The organism is Aureibaculum luteum, assembly GCF_003449015.1.
In the GTDB taxonomy this organism is placed as follows: Bacteria; Bacteroidota; Bacteroidia; order Flavobacteriales; family Flavobacteriaceae; genus Aureibaculum; species Aureibaculum luteum.
This window is the reverse complement of sequence record NZ_QRGD01000005.1, coordinates 323,401-342,103: the sequence shown is the minus strand read 5'-3', so window position 1 is coordinate 342,103 and position 18,703 is coordinate 323,401. Positions and strand designations below refer to the sequence as shown.

The following is an 18,703-nucleotide window of genomic DNA, read 5'->3' as shown; positions in this document are numbered from 1 at the left end:
TTTGAAAGATTTGTCGAAATTCGTTTTTGGCAAATCTTTCTTTTTTTACGGACTTTATGTTTGTCTTAATTGCTCATTTGATGATCACACTTTATGATAGAATTTTTTATCCTTTTAGTTTTGCAATCATTTAATTATGCATACCTTTAATTATTAAAAAATATAATTTATGCCGTATAAGAAATTTGAAGAATACAATATTAAAGTAACAGAGGATATCAAAGAGAAATATCATTCTATTATAGAAAGTATTGGTGAAGATATAGATAGAGAAGGTTTGTTGAAAACGCCAGAAAGAGCCTCAAAGGCAATGCAGTTTTTAACCTCAGGTTACGGTATGGATGCGGAAGAAGTTTTGAAATCAGCTTTGTTTAATGAAGATTATTCTGAAATGGTAATTGTCAAAGACATTGAATTGTATTCTTTATGTGAACATCATATTTTGCCATTTTTTGGTAAAGCTCATATTGCCTATATCCCTAATGGGAAAATTGTAGGGTTGAGTAAATTACCGCGTGTTGTAGATATTTTTTCGAGACGATTACAGGTGCAAGAACGATTGACCGATCAAATTGTGAATGCTATTAATAATGTGCTAAGGCCTCAGGGGGTTGCTGTCGTTATTGAAGCTTCACATATGTGTATGATGATGCGGGGTGTGCAAAAGCAAAATTCTGTAACAACAACTTCAGCTTTCAGAGGTACTTTTAAAAACAACGAAACGAGAAATGAGTTTTTGAAATTGATAAGTTCTAAATTATCGTAAATTCAAAAATAGAATTAACACCACAGTGTCCAAGAAATAAATAGAAAATAAATGAGACTCTATTTTAATGTAAATTAAATAAGAAAGCTTGGATTATATACAATCTAAATTCAACAAACGTACTACAATTAAAGGCTAACAAGTGTTTTTGGCATTTTTATTGCTATACTACTAGTAAATAAAGATAAACATGAATACCATAGAACCAGAAATTATAGAACCAATAACTCAAAGTAGTAATCCAACAAGCAAGTTTGGATTATTAGCATTAAGTATTTTATTTGACGCAGTAGGTATGCTCTCATTTGCTATTCCAGGAATAGGAGAATTTAGCGACGTTATATGGGCTCCAATATCAGCACTATTAGTTTTTAAGATGTATAAAGGAGCTGTAGGGAAAATTGGAGGGATGGTTTCTTTTATAGAAGAAATAGTACCAGGCTTAGATTTTATTCCAACATTTACATTAACCTGGGTTTACAAATATGTAATTAAAAAAGGTAATGTTTAAAGATTTATTATTTAATTAACATAATTTTTTTTAACTTAGTAAACGAATTGTAAAGTGCAATTTAGTTTTGTTTTAACAAAAAACAATTTAATAACCAAAAAACATGTATCATGAGTGAATTAGCAGAAAAATTAGCTAAATTAAAAGAGAAAGCAGAGTCTCAATTAAAAGAATCAGGCGTGTCAAAAATTGACACCGCATTAGTAGATGATTTAGTAAGTAGAATGAGATTAATAGTAAGTAATAAAGATGCTATTTTAGTATCGGGTACGGATCCAAAAGAATTGGAAACGGTAAGAAAGAATTTTGTTGTAAAAAAATTGGGTGTTGACGATAAGGGAAAGGGAGAAGCAGCAATTAAGAAAGTAGCAGAAAAAATGTCTGGTATCAAACAAAAAAATAGAGTTGCTTTTTACTATATGGTTCAAAAAGAATTGGGAAAATAGTTTTAAAACACACTAAATACCAAAGAGTTACTTTTTAGTAGCTCTTTTTTTATGGTTTAATAAATCGTTTGAATCCTAATCTACTTAACATTTTCTTTTCAAAATTCCAGAAAAATTCAAACTGCCCGAATAACCATCCATAAATTAATATCAGTACTTGGTAAAATGGAAATACAAGTAGTATACGTAATGGTCTATAAATCCATGGATTTGTAGTTGCTTGAGGTAGACCTACAAATTCCAAAATGGGTTTCGCAATTATTAGCGAGGTATAACCTGTTATTGAGAATACAACTAATATGGCAATTACTTGTAGGTTAGAAGTCAAATTCCAACGTTTTTTTAGTTTTTCAAACATGAGTGCAAAATTACAATTTAGATCTGCAATAAAAAAAGAAAAATATGCACAAAAAAAAGGTTGAGCAATGCCCAACCTTTAATTATAAAATTGTAAAAACTTATTTGAATAAACCGCCTAAAATACTGCCTATTCCACCACTTTTTTTACTTCCACTACCTAAAATCATTCCTGCAACATCATCAATTACACTTCCATCACCATCAGCATCTAACAAACGGGTAATCATGCTTTGTTCTTCAGGGCTATCATCACCACCTAACATTCCACCAAGTAAATCACCTAAACCGCTTGTACTTGTAACTCCTTGTTGACGAGATTGTTTACCTAATGCTCCCATAATAAATGGTGCAGCTACTTTTAATATTTGCATAGCCGAACCCATATCCAAACCACTTGATTTGCTTACTGCACCAGCTACATTTTGTTCTTTTCCTCCAAATACGTGACCTAAAATTCCTGCACCATCATTTAATACATCATCATCAATTCCACCACCACCTAGTATGCTGCCTAAATTATCTAATATACCACCACTGTGTTTATCATTGTTTAATGCACTTAACAGGCCTGATGCTCCTTCAGGAGTTTTTGCATTATTTTTCATTGCTCCTAAAATCAATGGTAATGCAGCACTCAATGCTGAAGTTGTTTTTGCTTTGTCTTGGCCTAATTGTTGACTAGCTCCATTGATTAAAGTTTTTCCTAAATCACTATTTAATAAATCTAATAAATTTGCCATTTTTTGTTTAATTGGTTATTAAAAATTGTGTTACAATATACAATTTATTATTTGATGATAATAAAAACGGCTAAATTGTGTTTTTCAGGTTCAATTAAAAGCCACATCAAGTATTTTATAAAATTAATATCTTTTTTTATATCTTTCAGAAAATTTTAAACCCAAGGCGAATGAAATTGCATTAATGAATTCTTGATATTTCTGTTTATTTAGAATAGTATTAAAATTTTTTAATGAGAGGGCAGCGTGTTTTGATAGGTTCTCAATTTTAATTTCATTTATAACAAAGACTCAATTGTATGAAAAAAATAGCATTGCACTGGCAAATATTAATAGGAATGATTTTAGGGGTTGCCTTTGGATGGGGAATGACGAATTTTGAAGGAGGTGGAGATCTGGTTGAAAATTGGGTAAAACCTTTTGGGAATATGTTTATTAATTCCTTAAAATTAATAGCGGTACCATTAATTTTAGGATCCTTAATTAAAGGTGTTTCAGATCTGAAAGATATTTCCAAACTTTCTAAAATGGGAGGTAGAACCATTGGAATCTATATAATAACAACAGTAATTGCAGTTACTATAGGGCTTGTGTTGGTGAATTTAATTAAACCAGGTAGCTCAATCACGGAAGAGACGAGGATGGAGATGGTGGATAGTTATGGTGGTGATGCTGCGAAAATTAAAGCAAATGCAGATCTACAAAAAGAAAGCGGTCCGTTACAAGCTCTTGAAGATTTAATTCCATCAAATATTTTTAAAGCAGCAACGGATAATGGCAGTATGCTACAAGTGATATTTTTCGCTATCTTTTTTGGAATTGGAATGATTTTAATACCAGAGAAAACAGCAACACCTGTAAAAAAATTCTTCGATGGTTTTAATGAGGTTATTCTCAAAATGATTGATTTGATTATGTTAGCAGCTCCTTATGGTGTGTTTGCATTGTTGGCGGCTTTGGTGGTGGAATCACCTAGCCTAGATTTATTCAAAGCCTTAGGCTGGTATGCTATAACTGTAATTGTAGGTTTGGCTTTAATGATAGTAGTATATAATATTATAATGTATATGTATACTAAAAGAAGTCCGAAATCTTTTATGGAAAATATGGCACCCGCTCAATTATTAGCATTTTCAACAAGTTCGAGTGCTGCAACCTTACCGGTTACTATGGAGCGTGTTACTGAACATATAGGAGTTGAAGAAGAGGTGGCTAGTTTTGTTTTACCCATAGGAGCCACTATTAATATGGATGGTACTAGTTTATATCAAGCAGTGGCTGCCGTTTTTATTGCTCAGGCTTTTGGTATGGATTTAAGTTTTGGTACACAGTTGGGTATTGTGGCTACCGCGACATTAGCTTCAATAGGAAGTGCTGCTGTTCCTGGTGCAGGAATGGTTATGCTTGTTATTGTATTGGCTCAAGCGGGAATACCTGAAGCTGGATTGGCATTAATTTTTGCTGTTGATAGACCTTTAGATATGTGTAGAACTATTGTAAATGTTACGGGCGATGCTACTGTCGCTATGGTTGTTGCTAAATCGGTCGACAAGTTAGGTGATCCTCATGTTAAAGAATGGAATGACGATTATAAAAAGAAATAAATGAAGTATTGGGTAACTAAGGGTAGTTTTTTACAGTTTATAATAGTAACATTAAAAGTATGAGTACGCCATTAAAAATAAATAAACCACTCGTTTCAGTTGAATGGCTTTATGAAAATAAGTCTGCACCAAATTTGATAATTTTAGATGCTACCCTTCCTAAAGTTGGACAACAGCAATCAGCATCAAGTAAAATTGAAGGTATTAGCAACGCTCTTTTTTTTGATATAAAAAACATATTTTCTGATAACTCAGCACTTTTCCCAAATACCGCGGTAACACCCGATGTTTTTGAACTAGAAGTTCGTAAATTAGGAATAAACCATGATGATGCTATTGTGATCTATGATAGACATGGTGTGTATTCAAGTCCACGAGCGTGGTGGTTGTTCAAAGCCATGGGGTTTAACAATGTTGCCGTATTAAATGGAGGGTTACCTGAATGGAAAAAAGCAAGTTACCCTAGTGAAGCACTTAAGGAATATGATGGAGCACTCGGCAATTTTAAATCCAGCTATAAATCAAGAGCTTTTTACGATTATAAAAAGGTGTTGGAAGTACTGTCGGATAGTGAAAAAATAATTTTAGATGCTCGTTCTTCGAACAGGTTTAAAGGTACAAGTCCTGAACCTAGGGAGGGATTGCGAAGTGGTCATATTCCGAATTCAAAAAACTTACCTTTTACGGAACTTATTAATGATGGTAAATTAATATCCCAAACGGAATTAATTCAAAAATTTGATAATTTAATTAATAGTGAGTCCGAATTAATCTTTTCGTGTGGCTCTGGAATTACAGCTTGTATTTTAGCACTCGGAGCAGAAGTTGCTGGTTATGAAAACTTAACCGTATACGATGGTTCATGGACGGAGTGGGGGAGTTTACATCAATTACCTATTGAATCTGATTGATTATAAGTATATCTTAGTTCGTGTAAAACTTATCCTATTACATTAAAAACCTTTCTTTTAGCTCTTTTGTTGGAATCATACAACTGTCTTTTTTTCCAAACCATTTATATCGGTTCTGAGCAATAAGTGTGTAAAAAAAATCTCTGATAAATTTGGGAACTATTATAAATACATAACTATATTTCCATAATCCACCTAACTTTCTGGAAACCTTAAGGATAGCTGATGATTTGTCGTGTATTTTACCATTGTCTATTAAAATAATCGAATCAAAATCAGAATTATTCTTTTTAAAGTGTAACAAAATATCTTGGGCGGCGTCTGATTGTAAAGAAGCAAATATAAAATGATTATTTTTGTCTCTAGTAATGATAAATTGAACCGAGCTATTACAGAGGTTACAAACGCCATCAAATAGAATAATTGATTTGTTATTTAAATTTATCATCAAGTAAAGTTACAAAATGATTATCGATTCGTCTTTAAAAGTAATAAGAGTATAAAATACCGTACACATTTCTTAATTTAGTATAAAAATTAACCATAATGATCGAAATAAAAAATCTTCATAAATCTTACCCAATGGGTAAAGAATCACTACATGTATTGAAAGGACTTAATTTAAAAATTGAAGAAGGAGAGTTTGTGTCTATTATGGGGTCTTCTGGCTCTGGTAAATCAACGTTGTTAAATATTGTAGGCCTATTAGATGTTCATGATGAAGGAGAGTATATTTTGGATGGAGAGCTAATTGAAAATTTGAATGAAAAGAAAGCCGCTGTTTTACGTAATAAATTTTTAGGATTTGTTTTTCAATCCTTTAATTTAATCAATTATAAAACGGCGTTAGAAAATGTATCAATGCCATTATATTATGCTGGTGTTGGTAGAAAAGAACGTCAAAAAATTGCCATGGAGTACTTAGAGAAGGTAGAGTTAGGTGCATGGGCAAATCATTTACCAAGTGAGTTGTCTGGGGGGCAAAAACAACGTGTAGCTATTGCCAGAGCTCTGGTTACAAAACCCAAAGTGGTTCTAGCTGATGAGCCAACAGGAGCATTAGATTCAACAACTACAGACTCAGTGATGGATTTATTAAAAGACATTAACAACGAAGGTATGACCGTTTTTGTAATTACACATGAGGAAGAAGTTGCTGAACAAACAAAACGTATCGTTAGGTTAAAAGATGGTGTAATTATAAGTGATGAAAAAGTTAATCAGAAAGTAAAAGCTTAGATATGTTTGACTTAGATCGTTGGCGAGAAATTTTTCAATCTATTAATAAGAATAAACTACGGACATTACTGTCGGGGTTTACCATTGCATTTGCTATCTTATTATTTACTATTCTTTTTGGTATAGGGAACGGATTGCAAAATACATTTAAACGTGAATTTGCCGGTGACTCTATGCTTTCAATTTATATTTGGGCTAATAAGACTACTAAACCCTATAAGGGACTTCAAAGTGGAAGACAAATTCAATTAGAAAATAGTGATATTGATTTTATCTTAGATAAGTTTGATAATAATGTCAATACAATTAGTCCAAGAATACAACAACAAGTTCAAGCAGTATATAAAGGAGAACAAAATAATTATACCTTAAGAGCGGTATATCCTAGTTATCAGCAATTAGAATCGGCCGAAGTTGAAAGTGGAAGGTTTTTAACGATGTTAGATTTACAACAGCGAAAAAAAGTAGTGGCTATTGGCAGATTGGTTGAAAAAGATCTATTTGGACAATTAAGTGGGTTGGGTAAAGATATTAATTTAGGAGGTATTTCATATAAAGTAATTGGTACTTTTTCTGATCCAGGAGGTTCCAATGATGAAAGATATATTTATGCTCCCTTTACAACCATACAAAGGTTATATGGTAATACAGATAAAATTGGTGATGTTGGCCTTACTTATAACCCCAATTTAAACGTTGATCAAGCAATTGCTTTCGGAAATAAATTAAAGAATGCTCTTAAAGATAAGCACGATGTATCACCTAGAGATCAGAGTGCCATTGGGTTGTACAATTATGCAGAAGGGAATAAACAAGTTTCTATGATGATGTTAGTATTGAATGTAATAATCCTTTTTATTGGTATAGGTACACTTATAGCAGGTATAATAGGTATTAGTAATATTATGGTGTATATAGTAAGAGAGCGTACCAAGGAATTGGGAATCAGAAAAGCACTAGGGGCAACTCCGGGGTCTATAATAAGCATGATATTGATGGAGTCTATATTAATTACTGCTATTGCAGGATATGTAGGATTGCTAATTGGTACTGGTGTTTTAAAACTAATTGGTGAAAGTTTAGAAAAATATTTTATAACCAATCCAAGTGTTAATACTGGGGTTGTAATTGGGGCGACTATCACTTTAATAATAGCAGGAACCATAGCAGGGTATTTACCTGCAAAAAGAGCTGCACGTATTAAACCTATAGACGCATTAAACGATAACTAATGATAAAGTTTTTATTTGATAGAGATACTTGGCAAGAAATATACGGTAGCATACGTAAGAATAAATTACGTACGGGTATTACTATTATTGGGGTAATGTGGGGTATATTTTTATTAGTAGTATTGTTAGGTGCCGCAAGAGGTATGGGCAATAAATTTGATACTATTTTTGGAGATTTTGCCACTAACAGTGTATTCATTTGGGGGCAACAAACCAGTATGCCTTTTAAGGGGTTTCAAGAAGGCAAACAGGTACAACTTAAGCGTTCTGATGTTGGGAAAATAGAATCAGAGATAAAAGGTATCGAATACATTTTACCAAGAAATATTTCTAATGGATTGGTAGTTAATGAAACAAAAACCTTGACAACAGGAGTTTTTGGTGATTATCCCTTGCTTGATGTTTTACAAAAAAAACACATGGTTTTTGGAAGATTTATTAATGATAATGATATTGAAAAGAATAAAAAGGTTTGCGTCATTGAAAATGACACGTACAAACAATTGTTTGATAAAGGGGTAAACCCAATAGGAACATATATTACTATTAATGAAATCAGTTATCAAGTGGTAGGCTTGTATAAAAATAAGATGCGGATGGGTGGCCCTCAAGGCGGAATTCATATACCATTTACAACATTTCAACAAATTTATAACCAGGCAGATAATATTGGCTGGTTAATGGTAACAGGTAGTGAGGGTTTTGAAATCAGACAAATGGAAGAGGACATTAAACTCATGCTAAGAAATATACACAGTATACATCCAGAAGATGAACGGGCATTTGGTAGTTTTAATATGGCAGATCAAATAGCGAAAGTTACTGGTTTTTTAATAGGAATGCAATTTTTAACATGGTTTGTAGGTATAGCTACTTTAATTGCAGGTGTATTTGCTATTGGTAATATACTCTTGATTACTGTTAAAGAACGAACCAATGAAATTGGAATAAGGAGAGCTTTAGGAGCGAAACCTAGTGAAATTAGGAGGCAAATTATATTAGAATCCATATTCTTAACAACCATAGCAGGTGTATTAGGAATTATTTTTGGAGGATTAATTCTAATGTTAATTAATGCTGCTTGGGGTCAAGGTGATGATGCAACGTTAGTCAATCCAACTGTAGATATACCAGTAATTATGATTGCCTTTATTACATTGGTAACCTTGGGTACATTGATAGGTTTGATACCTGCTCAAAGAGCGGTTAGTATTAGACCAATTGAAGCCTTGAGAGAGGAGTAAATTTAGTAGGAAGTAAGTCAGTAGCAGGTAAAAAAGAGTAAAAAATAACAATAAGAGAATAAAAATCAATCAACTGAAAATAAATTTAAAATGAAGAAAAAAATCATATTTGGTATAATCGCAGCAGCATTTGTGTTAGTTTTAATATGGTTCGGTAAAATGAATAGCAAACCGGCTGTAGATTATGAAACAGAAAAACCTTTTAAAGCAACTATTGAAAGAAAAGCAGTAGCGACTGGAAAAGTTGTGCCCGTTGAAGAAGTTGAAATAAAACCTCAAATTTCAGGTATTATTGATAAAATATTTGTTGAAGAAGGGGCTAAAATTAAAAAAGGTGATCTTATAGCTACAGTAAGAGTGGTGCCAAATGAGCAGTCGTTAAGTAATGCGAGAGGTCGTATAGGGAGCATCCAAATTCAATTGAATAATGCAAAAATTTCTTATGACAGAAATAAAGGTTTATTTGATAAAGGTGTAATTTCTCGTGCAGATTTTGAAAATATTGAATTGGCTTATAGTCAAGCGAAACAAGATTTACAAAATGCTCAAAATGATTATCAAATTATCAAAAAGGGTTCTGCTGGTTCAGGTGGAACGGCCAATACAAATATTAGAGCTACAACTTCTGGTATGATCTTAGAAATTCCTGTAAAAGAAGGGTATCAAGTTATTGAAACCAACAACTTTAATGCGGGTACTACGATCGCTTTTATCGCAGATATGAATAAGATGATCTTCGAAGGTCAAGTAGATGAAGCTCAGGTAGGTAAGCTTAAAGAAAATTCTGATATTGAAGTAGTTTTAGGAGCTATTGATAAAAAGAAGTTTCCTGCGAAGTTAACGTTTATTGCTCCTAAGGGAACAGAAGAAAATGGTGCTGTTCAGTTTAAAATTAAGGCAGATGTTTCTTTAGATGACGATTATTTTGTAAGAGCTGGGTATAGTGCAAATGCCGATATCGTTTTGGAAAAGAAAGATAGTGTATTATCTATAAAGGAAGCTTTATTACAATTTGACAGAAAAACTGAAAAACCATATGTTGAAGTGAAAACGGGTGATGATACATATGAGAGAAAGGATATTGAAATTGGTATTTCAGATGGTATAAATGTCGAAATAATCAGTGGAGTAACTAAAGATGATGCTATTAAAGTATGGAATAAAGTTTCAAAAAAATTAGATGATGATAATGAAAATAACTAATTGATCTGAGCTTAATTTTAAGGTTAAAACCTAAAAGAAAAGGTTAGTTCATTGCTAACTCAAATAGTATTAGTTAACGGGCCTCCATTTTTTATTAAATGGAGGTTTTTTATTTCATTTTTTTGAAAAAAAATAATGCCCTTCCCTAAAAAAGAAGGATATATAAATTTATTTGAAATTTTTAAATGGCGAGATAGTTCTTTTATGTAGTTAGACTTTCCGTCTTCTACTCAAACTTTAATTAACCTATAGTTCTCGTTGCATCATCCTTAAAATTACGTGGAGGAGTTGCAATAGTAAGCCCTTTTTTGTTTTTGAGGATATGAATTACAAAAACTGCTTTGCAATTTTTTCAGCCTTTCTACTTTCAGAATAATCATAAAAACCTTCACCAGATTTTACGCCTAATTTACCCGCAGTAACCATATTAACTAATAAAGGACATGGAGCATATTTTGGGTTTCCAAAGCCGTCTTGAAGTACTTTTAGAATCGATAAACAAACATCTAAACCAATAAAATCAGCTAATTGTAATGGACCCATTGGATGAGCCATTCCTAACTTCATTACAGTGTCAATTTCATAAACACCAGCCACACCTTCGTATAGAGAATAGATAGCTTCATTTAACATGGGCATTAAAATTCGATTGGCAATGAACCCTGGATAATCGTTAACTTCAACAGGCACTTTATTAAGCTTTTCAGAAAGAGCCATAATGGTTTTGGTTACTTCATCAGAAGTTGAGTACCCTCGAATAACTTCAATCAATTTCATGATTGGAACAGGATTCATAAAGTGCATACCAATTACTTTATCCGGTCTGTTAGTAACAGACGCAATTTTAGTAATGGAAATAGATGAGGTATTTGTTGCCAATATCGTTTCTACATTACAAATAGCATCTAATTCTTTAAAAATATTCAATTTTAAATCGACATTTTCAGTTGCGGCTTCAATAACTAAATCGCAATGTTCAACGCCTTCTTTTATTGAAGTAAACGTTTTAATATTCGCTAACGTTTGCAGTTTGTCTTCATTGCTTATTTTCTCCTTGGCCAACATTCTATCTAAATTTCTAGTAACTGTTGCTATTCCTTTATCTAGAGAATTTTGAGAGATATCAACTAAATGTACTTTATAACCAAATTGAGCAAAAGTATGTGCAATACCGTTACCCATAGTTCCGGCTCCAATAACAGCTATATTTTTCATAGAAAATTGTTTAATTTTTGATTTGTTTTATAATGTAACGCAATGTTATTGAAAATTACATATACTGAGACAGGATACTTAAGTTGTACGTATAATAAATTAAAAACTATCAATGATCATTTGTGCCACACGTAATGCTTTCGCACCTTGTCCTAAACTTACAACTGGTCTTGTATCGTTACAAATTGCTTTTGCGAAGGTTTCTAATTCATCTAAAATAGCGTTGTTTGGTTCAACATCGGGATTTTCAAAATAAATCTGTTTCTTAACACCTTCAGCATTTTGAAGAATCATAGCAAATTCATCTGGATTTTCAGGCACATCTTTCATTCGAACCACTTCGCTTTTCTTTTCTAAAAAATCGACAGAAATATAGGCGTCTTTTTGAAAAAATCGTGCTTTACGCATATTTTTTAAGGAAATTCTACTTGCCGTTAAATTGGCAACACAACCGTTTTCAAATTCAATTCGAGCATTCGCAATATCTGGTGTTTCACTAATAACTGAAACACCACTTGCATATACATTTTTAACTTCTGAGTCCACCACACTTAATATAATATCAATATCATGGATCATTAAATCTAAAACAACAGGAACATCCGTTCCGCGTGGATTAAATTCGGCTAACCGATGTGCTTCTATAAACATTGGATTGTTAATCGAATCTTTTACAGCAGTAAAAGCGGGATTAAAGCGTTCTACATGTCCAACTTGCCCTTTTACATGATATTTACTTGCCAAGGTTCTAATAGCTTCCGCTTCTGGCACAGAGTGCGTAATGGGTTTTTCAATAAAGATATGCTTGCCTTTGGTAATCGCTTCTTCCGCACAATTAAAATGAGAAAGTGTAGGGGTTACAATATCAACTACTTCAACAGCATCAATCAATTCGCTTACTGTAGGGAAAAATTTATATCCAAATTCTTTGGAAACATTCGTTGCATTTTCAATGTCAGCGTCGTAAAACCCGACCAAATCATATTCTTTTGATTCTTGTAATAATTTTAAATGAATTTTACCAAGATGCCCCGCACCTAACACACCAACTTTAAGCATAAATTAAGATTTTAAACAAAGGTAGTAAATAACACTTTTTTAATTGTTTTTTTATGAGAATATTTATTTACTTTGGTAAAATTATGAGGCAAGACAACCCCAAACACAAAGGACTTCGTAACCAGTTAGTTAAAACTGTTAAAAGTAAAGGCATAAAAGATAAAAATGTGCTTGATGCGATATCAAAAATTCCGAGACATCTATTTATGGATTCTGGGTTTATTGATTTTGCTTATCAGGATAAAGCATTTCCAATAGCAGCAGATCAAACCATTTCACAACCCTATACCGTCGCATTTCAAACGGAACTGTTGCAAATAGAGCCAAAAGACAAAGTGTTAGAGATAGGTACGGGTTCTGGTTATCAAACTGCCGTTTTAGTAGATTTGAAAGCCGAAGTATATAGTATCGAACGACAAAAAGAGCTGTTTGAAAAAACTAAAAAGTTCTTACCTAAAGTAGGTTATGTTGCTAAAAAGTTAAAATATGGCGATGGTTATAAAGGTTGGCCTGAATTTGCTCCTTTTGATAAAATTATTGTTACCGCTGGTGCTCCTTTTGTGCCAAAACCACTATTAAGTCAATTAAAAATAGGAGGTAGGTTAGTTATTCCTGTTGGTGATGATGTACAAGTTATGACTTTGTTTATTCGCAAAAGCGAAAAAGAATTTGAAAAACACGAGTTTGGAGATTTTAGGTTTGTACCCATGTTGAAGGAGAGTGCAAAATAAAGCCAGCCCTAACTCTTAAGAAAGGTAGGGATGGGCTTTTTATATTATTTAATACCAGTTACGGTTTCTTTCTTAGGATATTTTACGGAATAATTTAGCTTTACCGTTTTTGACGCTCCTGGATTTAAAGTTAGCTTCCATAACAGTTTTCCAATTTCATTATCAAATTCAGCATTGCTTTTTTCTAAAAGTTCAACTTCAATACTTTTATTTCTTGATACTGGTATTTGATCTAGAATTTCTAAATCTATCTTAATGTTCTTTTTGTTTTTGACAGTAATTTCATACCCGAAAGTTTCTTTTGTATTACTACCAACAAATTTAGAAGAAGTGTATTCTTGTAAAGACTCTCTGCTTACATTAATATTGTTATCTCTCCCTAATGAGAGAAATAATTCTTCTGAAGTAATATTGGTATTGATGTAAGATTTACCTACATAGGCACCTTCAAAAAATAGATTTGCCGTACCAGAAACAAGATTGTATTTACTCCAATTACTTATTTTGGCTAGTAAATAAACACCTTTATCTTTTTTAGGAACGGTATGATAAACATATTCTGTGTCTAGCTCATAGGATTCTAGAGGTAAAATTTGTTCTTTACCATCACTTTTAATAGTTTGTTTGTTTTGAATTTTAAACTCTGTACTTAATTGATTTTCATCAACTTGTGTGTTGTAGTTGTAGCCATCATCAAATTTTTCTTCTATTCTTTTTGAACTTGACTTTGACAACATGTTCATTTGCCCCTCTATTGGTGAAGCAACTATTTCTTCGACGGCAATTTCGTCTTGTTCATTATACCTCATTGGTGGTGCAGGTACATAAACACTGGCGTACAAGGGACTTAATATTGGTCTATCGTTGTTTTGCACTGGGTTTCCAGTAGATATGGTAAGATCAGCATCTTTCCAGTCAATGTTTGTGCTTTGAAATACATTGGCTTTGTATTTTAATTGGACATTGTTTTCAATTCCGTTTGAACGTAAATCGTATAAGGGAGTCCAACCTGCATTACTAACGATATAAGTAAATTTTATTTTTGTGTTGGTCGCTTTTTTAGAAGTAAGTTGTAAGACAATATTACCAGTAGGGCTGTTGTTACTTGCACTATTTAGTTCATTTAACTGGTTTTGTGTTTGTGTATATTCTTTATTTATAACTAACTCTTGTTTCTTTAACTTAATTAATTCTTTTTTTATTTCTAATTGTTTGTCTTTATATGAATTCACAAGGTTTATTACTTGCGTTGGTGTAAATGAAGTATTGGCTCCACCTAAATCTTTATTTGCACTCAATATTTCTTCCATTCCTTTATAAATGGCTCTTTGGTCGTTAATCCATAAAAGTTCATCTCTTTTAGTTTCTAGCGTTATTTTAAGTTGTTCAATTTCTGGATTATCTTTTTTCTCAATCAAATAATTTCGTTGGTATTTGGCAGAGAGTAGGGTTACATCATTTCCATTAGTTAATTGAACTTGTAAGCTATTCGGGTTTATATATGGTGAAATATTGGTTAAAACAATTTCTTGATTTCCTGAAATTAAATTGGCCGAGGTTTCTCTTTGAATTTCAGCATTTTTCTTATAAACTTTTACTGTATTAATTTTTGAACTAACTAGGTTTTGCGAAAAGATAGTTATACTAGCTAGCATAAATACTGTGATAAAAATGTGTCTCATAGTGCTTTTTTTATATAAATTTAAGTGCTAAAAATGTATTGATTAATTGACTTTTAGTGAATGTGCCTTTTGGTTGAGTAAACTACCTCAATGACTTTGTAAAGTGGATTTGATAAATTTGATTGCCATTTAATTTATACCGCCTTCAAGCTTAAATCCATATTATATACGGAGTGGGTAAGTGCACCAGAAGAAATATAATCTACGCCGCATTCTGCATAATTACGTAAGGTGTTTTCATTAATACCACCAGAAGATTCGGTTAAACATTTATCCCCAATTAAGGCAACCGCTTTTCGAGTATCGTCGTAATTAAAATTATCAATTAAAATACGATACACACCATCAGATTCTAATATCTCTTCAATTTCTTGAAGATTTCTAGCTTCTACAATAATTTTTAAGTCACGGTTGGTGTCTTTTAAATATTTTTTGGTTTTATTGATAGCTTTGGTAAGTCCACCAGCAAAATCAATATGGTTGTCTTTAAGCATAATCATATCATACAAGGCAAACCTATGATTTTCGCCCCCACCAATTTTTACCGCCCATTTTTCAAGAGCTCTAATACCTGGTGTCGTTTTTCTCGTATCTAAAATCTTAGTTTTTGTACCTTCCAATAAATCTGCAAATGATTTCGTTTTGGTAGCAATAGCACTCATTCGCTGCATGGCATTTAAAACCAAACGTTCTGCTTTTAAAATGGATTGCGAGCTGCCTTGCACATAAAAAACAATATCTCCATATTTTACCTGACTGCCATCTTCAATTAACGTTTCAACTTTTAAATTAGGATCTACATAATTAAATACCATTTTAGCAAATTCAACTCCTGCAATAACGCCTTCATCTTTTACTAGTAATTTTGCCTTTCCTTTAGCACTGAATGGAATACAAGCCAATGAACTATGGTCGCCATCACCTACATCTTCTCTAATGGCATTAGTTATAATAAGGTCTAATTCTGTACTAAATTGTTGTTCGGTTATCATATTCAAATTTTTGTGAGGTAAAAATAACGATTATATTTACCTAATTAAAGTTCAGAAAGGTATTTTGATGAAAAATTGAGGTACGATTCAATTTTTCTGCAATAAACTATTAATATGTTGGTTTTTTAAGTTCCTAAATTAATATTGATAAAATGAAAATAAAATTGCTTGCCATTGGTAAAACCGATGATAAAAATTTAATAGCCTTAATTACGATGTATCAAAAGCGGTTAAAGCATTATATTAATTTTGATTTAGAAATTATTCCTGATATTAAAAAGGTAAAAAATCTAACAGAAAATCAACAAAAAGAAAAGGAAGGAGAGCTAATTTTACAACAGTTATCTCCAACGGATGTATTGGTTTTATTTGATGAAAAAGGGCAGGAATTTAGATCGATACAGTTCTCTAAATTTTTGCAAAAGAAAATGAATTCTGGTATCAAACAATTGGTACTGGTTATTGGTGGACCCTACGGATTTTCAGATGCAGTTTATCAAAAAGCACAAGGAAAAATAGCATTGTCAAAAATGACCTTTTCGCATCAAATGATTCGATTATTTGTGGTAGAGCAATTGTATAGAGCGTTTACCATATTAAAAAATGAACCTTATCACCATGAGTGAATTCTTAGCTATCCATATTAATGTAAAACTTAATTCCCCTCCTTTTTTTAGAAGGGGTGTCCAAATCCTGTTTTATAATTGGTTAAATTATTAAAGGTGGGGTGGTGTTAAGTTGCCGAAAATCTCAAAACATCTTCAATCAATTCTAATTCTTTGTTTGAAAATGTCAAGTTTTCTAGTGCTTTTACATTTTCCTTTAATTGATCAGATGAACTAGCACCTACCAAAACAGAAGTTATACTTTGTTGAGCCAATAACCAACCGATTGCCATTTGAGAAAGTTTTTGCCCACGATTTTTGGCTATTTCATTCAATTCTTGAATTTTATTGATATTGTTTTGAACCTGCTCTTCATTTAAATAGGTAAAGTTCTTCCCAGCACGTGAATCTTTAGGAATACCTTTTAAATATTTATCCGTTAGCATTCCTTGGGCTAAGGGTGAAAAAGCAATGCAACCCACGCCATTATCTTCCAACGTTTTTAATAGACCATCTTCTACCCAACGGTCAAATAAAGAATACCGAGCTTGATGCAGTACAAAGGGGACTTTCAATTCTTTTAGAATTTTTGCAGCTTCAGCCGTTTCTTTTGGTTCATAATTTGAAATTCCTACATACAATGCTTTTCCTTGTCTAACAATATCCGATAGGGCAACCATTGATTCTTCAAGAGGAGTATCTGGATCTGGTCTGTGGTGGTAAAAAATATCGACATAATCTAAGCCTAATCTTTTTAAACTTTGATCAATACTAGCAATTAAGTATTTACGAGATCCTAAATTGCCATATGGGCCGGGCCACATATCGTAACCCGCTTTGGTACTGATAATTAGTTCGTCTCTATATTGTTTAAAATCTTTTTTAAAAAGGAGTCCAAATGTTTCTTCAGCAGAACCAAAAGGAGGTCCATAATTATTGGCTAAATCGTAATGGGTAATGCCCAGATCAAAAGCGGTGCGTAAAATATTTCTGGCGTTAAACATATTGTCAACTTCACCAAAATTATGCCACAAACCCAATGAAATAGCAGGTAAAAGTAAACCACTTTTACCACATCTATTATATTTCATGGTATCATATCTCTTAGAAGATGCCATATATTCTGTAATACCTGATTTATCGTTAATTTGCATAATATTTTTCTAATTCGTTAAGGTGTATTTGCTTCTCATTATCGCTTAATAATGAATATTGAAATGAATTTTTAGCCAATTCATATAAATCCTCTTTCGTTAAGTTTAGAGCTTTTTGAACATCAATAAAATTCTGATTGAGTTGTCCTCCGAAATAAGCAGGATCGTCAGAATTTAAGGTTACTTTTAATCCTAATTCCATCATTTTTTTTAGGGGATGGTTTTTTAAATCATCCACAACCTGTAACGCTGTATTTGAAAGTGGACAAACTGTTAAAGCCATATCTCGTTTTATAATTTCATCAATTAAAAGCTGATCTTGTAAACAATTGTTACCATGATCTATCCTTTTAATTTTTAACACATTGAGTGCTTCCCAAATATATTCGGGAGGACCTTCTTCTCCGGCATGAGCCAGCGGAATATATCCTTCTTTAATTGAAGCTTCAAATACACTTTTGAATTTTGAAGGCGGATTACCTTTTTCAGAAGAGTCTAAGCCCACAGCGGTAATTAAGCGTTTAAAAGGTAGCGATTGTTCCAGCGTTTTAAAAGCATCCTCTTCAGATAAATGTCTCAAGTAACTCATTATTAATAACGACGAAACGTTTAGTTTTTCTTTAGCGTCAATACAGGCCTTTGAAATTCCATTAATAACGGTTTTAAAAGCAATACCTCGTTCTGTATGGGTTTGCGGATCAAACATTATTTCGGTGTGCCTAATATTTTGGTCAGCACACTTTTGAAGATAACTATAGGTTAAATCGTAAAAATCTTGTTCAGTTATAAGAACAGACGCTCCTTGATAATAGATATCTAAAAAATCTTGTAAACAATCAAATTGATATGCCAATTTTAATTGTTCAACGGTGTCGTATTTTAGTTTAATGTTATTTCGCTCTGCTAACGTAAATAATAATTCAGGTTCTAGCGTTCCTTCAATATGCAAATGTAACTCTGCTTTGGGTAGTTTATTTATATAATTAATCATAATCAAAGTTAAAACAAA

General features: G+C 32.3%; 20 protein-coding genes. 11 read left to right on the top strand and 9 right to left on the bottom strand.

Features of this window, described 5'->3' with window-relative positions; all coding sequences use genetic code 11:
• Positions 1–169 precede the first annotated feature (169 nt).
• The 3 genes from folE (at position 170) to D3P13_RS13710 (ending at position 1,723) form a co-directional block, all read left to right on the top strand.
• Positions 170–766 carry a GTP cyclohydrolase I FolE gene (folE, locus tag D3P13_RS13720; protein WP_117883377.1) on the top strand — a complete coding sequence of 199 codons (597 nt, stop codon included), beginning with the start codon at positions 170–172 and terminating at the stop codon, positions 764–766.
• A 190-nt stretch (positions 767–956) separates the two neighbouring features.
• Positions 957–1,277, top strand: coding sequence for a hypothetical protein (locus tag D3P13_RS13715; protein WP_117883375.1), 321 nt, complete (start codon positions 957–959; stop codon positions 1,275–1,277).
• A gap of 110 nt (positions 1,278–1,387) precedes the next feature.
• Positions 1,388–1,723 (top strand): DUF2853 family protein, encoded by a 336-nt coding sequence (locus D3P13_RS13710; RefSeq protein ID WP_117883372.1) that lies wholly within the window; start codon positions 1,388–1,390, stop codon positions 1,721–1,723.
• Positions 1,724–1,772: 49 nt separating this feature from the next.
• Here the strand turns inward: D3P13_RS13710 and D3P13_RS13705 are convergent, their stop codons facing one another.
• Positions 1,773–2,081 (bottom strand): DUF6787 family protein, encoded by a 309-nt coding sequence (locus tag D3P13_RS13705; protein WP_117883470.1) that lies wholly within the window; start codon positions 2,079–2,081, stop codon positions 1,773–1,775.
• A gap of 100 nt (positions 2,082–2,181) precedes the next feature.
• Entirely contained in the window at positions 2,182–2,823 is a 642-nt protein-coding gene (locus D3P13_RS13700) for a DUF937 domain-containing protein (protein WP_117883370.1), read from the bottom strand.
• Between the two features lie 299 nt (positions 2,824–3,122).
• Here D3P13_RS13700 and D3P13_RS13695 point away from each other — a divergent pair, with 299 nt between their 5' ends.
• The gene (locus D3P13_RS13695; RefSeq protein WP_117883368.1) at positions 3,123–4,427 is read left to right on the top strand and encodes a dicarboxylate/amino acid:cation symporter; all 1,305 of its coding nucleotides are present in this window, start codon (positions 3,123–3,125) and stop codon (positions 4,425–4,427) included.
• Positions 4,428–4,486: 59 nt separating this feature from the next.
• Entirely contained in the window at positions 4,487–5,338 is an 852-nt protein-coding gene (locus D3P13_RS13690; protein ID WP_117883366.1) for a sulfurtransferase, read from the top strand.
• Positions 5,339–5,375: 37 nt separating this feature from the next.
• Here the strand turns inward: D3P13_RS13690 and D3P13_RS13685 are convergent, their stop codons facing one another.
• Complete coding sequence (locus D3P13_RS13685; RefSeq protein WP_117883364.1) at positions 5,376–5,786, bottom strand: thiol-disulfide oxidoreductase DCC family protein; 411 nt, start codon at positions 5,784–5,786, stop codon at positions 5,376–5,378.
• A 98-nt stretch (positions 5,787–5,884) separates the two neighbouring features.
• Between D3P13_RS13685 and D3P13_RS13680 the strand changes: the two genes are divergently transcribed.
• The 4 genes from D3P13_RS13680 (at position 5,885) to D3P13_RS13665 (ending at position 10,256) form a co-directional block, all read left to right on the top strand.
• The gene (locus D3P13_RS13680; RefSeq protein ID WP_117883362.1) at positions 5,885–6,577 is read left to right on the top strand and encodes an ABC transporter ATP-binding protein; all 693 of its coding nucleotides are present in this window, start codon (positions 5,885–5,887) and stop codon (positions 6,575–6,577) included.
• A gap of 2 nt (positions 6,578–6,579) precedes the next feature.
• Positions 6,580–7,809, top strand: coding sequence for an ABC transporter permease (locus tag D3P13_RS13675; RefSeq protein WP_117883360.1), 1,230 nt, complete (start codon positions 6,580–6,582; stop codon positions 7,807–7,809).
• Positions 7,810–7,811: 2 nt separating this feature from the next.
• A complete protein-coding gene (locus D3P13_RS13670; protein ID WP_117883468.1) occupies positions 7,812–9,053 on the top strand; it encodes an ABC transporter permease in 1,242 nt (413 codons plus the stop codon).
• A gap of 90 nt (positions 9,054–9,143) precedes the next feature.
• A complete protein-coding gene (locus D3P13_RS13665) occupies positions 9,144–10,256 on the top strand; it encodes an efflux RND transporter periplasmic adaptor subunit (RefSeq protein ID WP_117883358.1) in 1,113 nt (370 codons plus the stop codon).
• 327 nt (positions 10,257–10,583) lie between these two features.
• On the opposite strand, the gene D3P13_RS13660 is transcribed toward D3P13_RS13665, so the two are convergent.
• Positions 10,584–11,471: a 3-hydroxyacyl-CoA dehydrogenase family protein gene (locus D3P13_RS13660; RefSeq protein WP_117883356.1), complete on the bottom strand. Its 888-nt coding sequence runs from the start codon at positions 11,469–11,471 to the stop codon at positions 10,584–10,586.
• A gap of 99 nt (positions 11,472–11,570) precedes the next feature.
• Positions 11,571–12,530: a Gfo/Idh/MocA family oxidoreductase gene (locus D3P13_RS13655; RefSeq protein WP_117883354.1), complete on the bottom strand. Its 960-nt coding sequence runs from the start codon at positions 12,528–12,530 to the stop codon at positions 11,571–11,573.
• Between the two features lie 53 nt (positions 12,531–12,583).
• On the opposite strand from D3P13_RS13655, the gene D3P13_RS13650 reads away from it, so the two are divergent.
• The gene (locus D3P13_RS13650; protein ID WP_232829194.1) at positions 12,584–13,261 is read left to right on the top strand and encodes a protein-L-isoaspartate(D-aspartate) O-methyltransferase; all 678 of its coding nucleotides are present in this window, start codon (positions 12,584–12,586) and stop codon (positions 13,259–13,261) included.
• A 44-nt stretch (positions 13,262–13,305) separates the two neighbouring features.
• Here the strand turns inward: D3P13_RS13650 and D3P13_RS13645 are convergent, their stop codons facing one another.
• Together D3P13_RS13645 and nadC are read right to left on the bottom strand one after the other, a co-directional pair.
• A complete protein-coding gene (locus tag D3P13_RS13645) occupies positions 13,306–14,943 on the bottom strand; it encodes a DUF4139 domain-containing protein (protein WP_117883352.1) in 1,638 nt (545 codons plus the stop codon).
• A 134-nt stretch (positions 14,944–15,077) separates the two neighbouring features.
• Positions 15,078–15,935 (bottom strand): carboxylating nicotinate-nucleotide diphosphorylase, encoded by an 858-nt coding sequence (gene nadC / locus D3P13_RS13640; protein WP_117883350.1) that lies wholly within the window; start codon positions 15,933–15,935, stop codon positions 15,078–15,080.
• Between the two features lie 152 nt (positions 15,936–16,087).
• Here nadC and rlmH point away from each other — a divergent pair, with 152 nt between their 5' ends.
• On the top strand, positions 16,088–16,561 hold the full coding sequence (gene rlmH, locus D3P13_RS13635) for a 23S rRNA (pseudouridine(1915)-N(3))-methyltransferase RlmH (protein WP_117883348.1): 474 nt from the start codon (positions 16,088–16,090) through the stop codon (positions 16,559–16,561).
• Positions 16,562–16,668: 107 nt separating this feature from the next.
• Here rlmH and mgrA read toward each other — a convergent pair whose 3' ends face one another.
• Both mgrA and D3P13_RS13625 read right to left on the bottom strand, forming a co-directional pair.
• Positions 16,669–17,694, bottom strand: coding sequence for an L-glyceraldehyde 3-phosphate reductase (gene mgrA / locus D3P13_RS13630; RefSeq protein ID WP_117883346.1), 1,026 nt, complete (start codon positions 17,692–17,694; stop codon positions 16,669–16,671).
• On the bottom strand, positions 17,684–18,685 hold the full coding sequence (locus tag D3P13_RS13625) for an adenosine deaminase (protein ID WP_198680029.1): 1,002 nt from the start codon (positions 18,683–18,685) through the stop codon (positions 17,684–17,686). Before D3P13_RS13625 ends, mgrA begins: the two co-directional genes overlap by 11 nt.
• Positions 18,686–18,703: the final 18 nt, after the last annotated feature.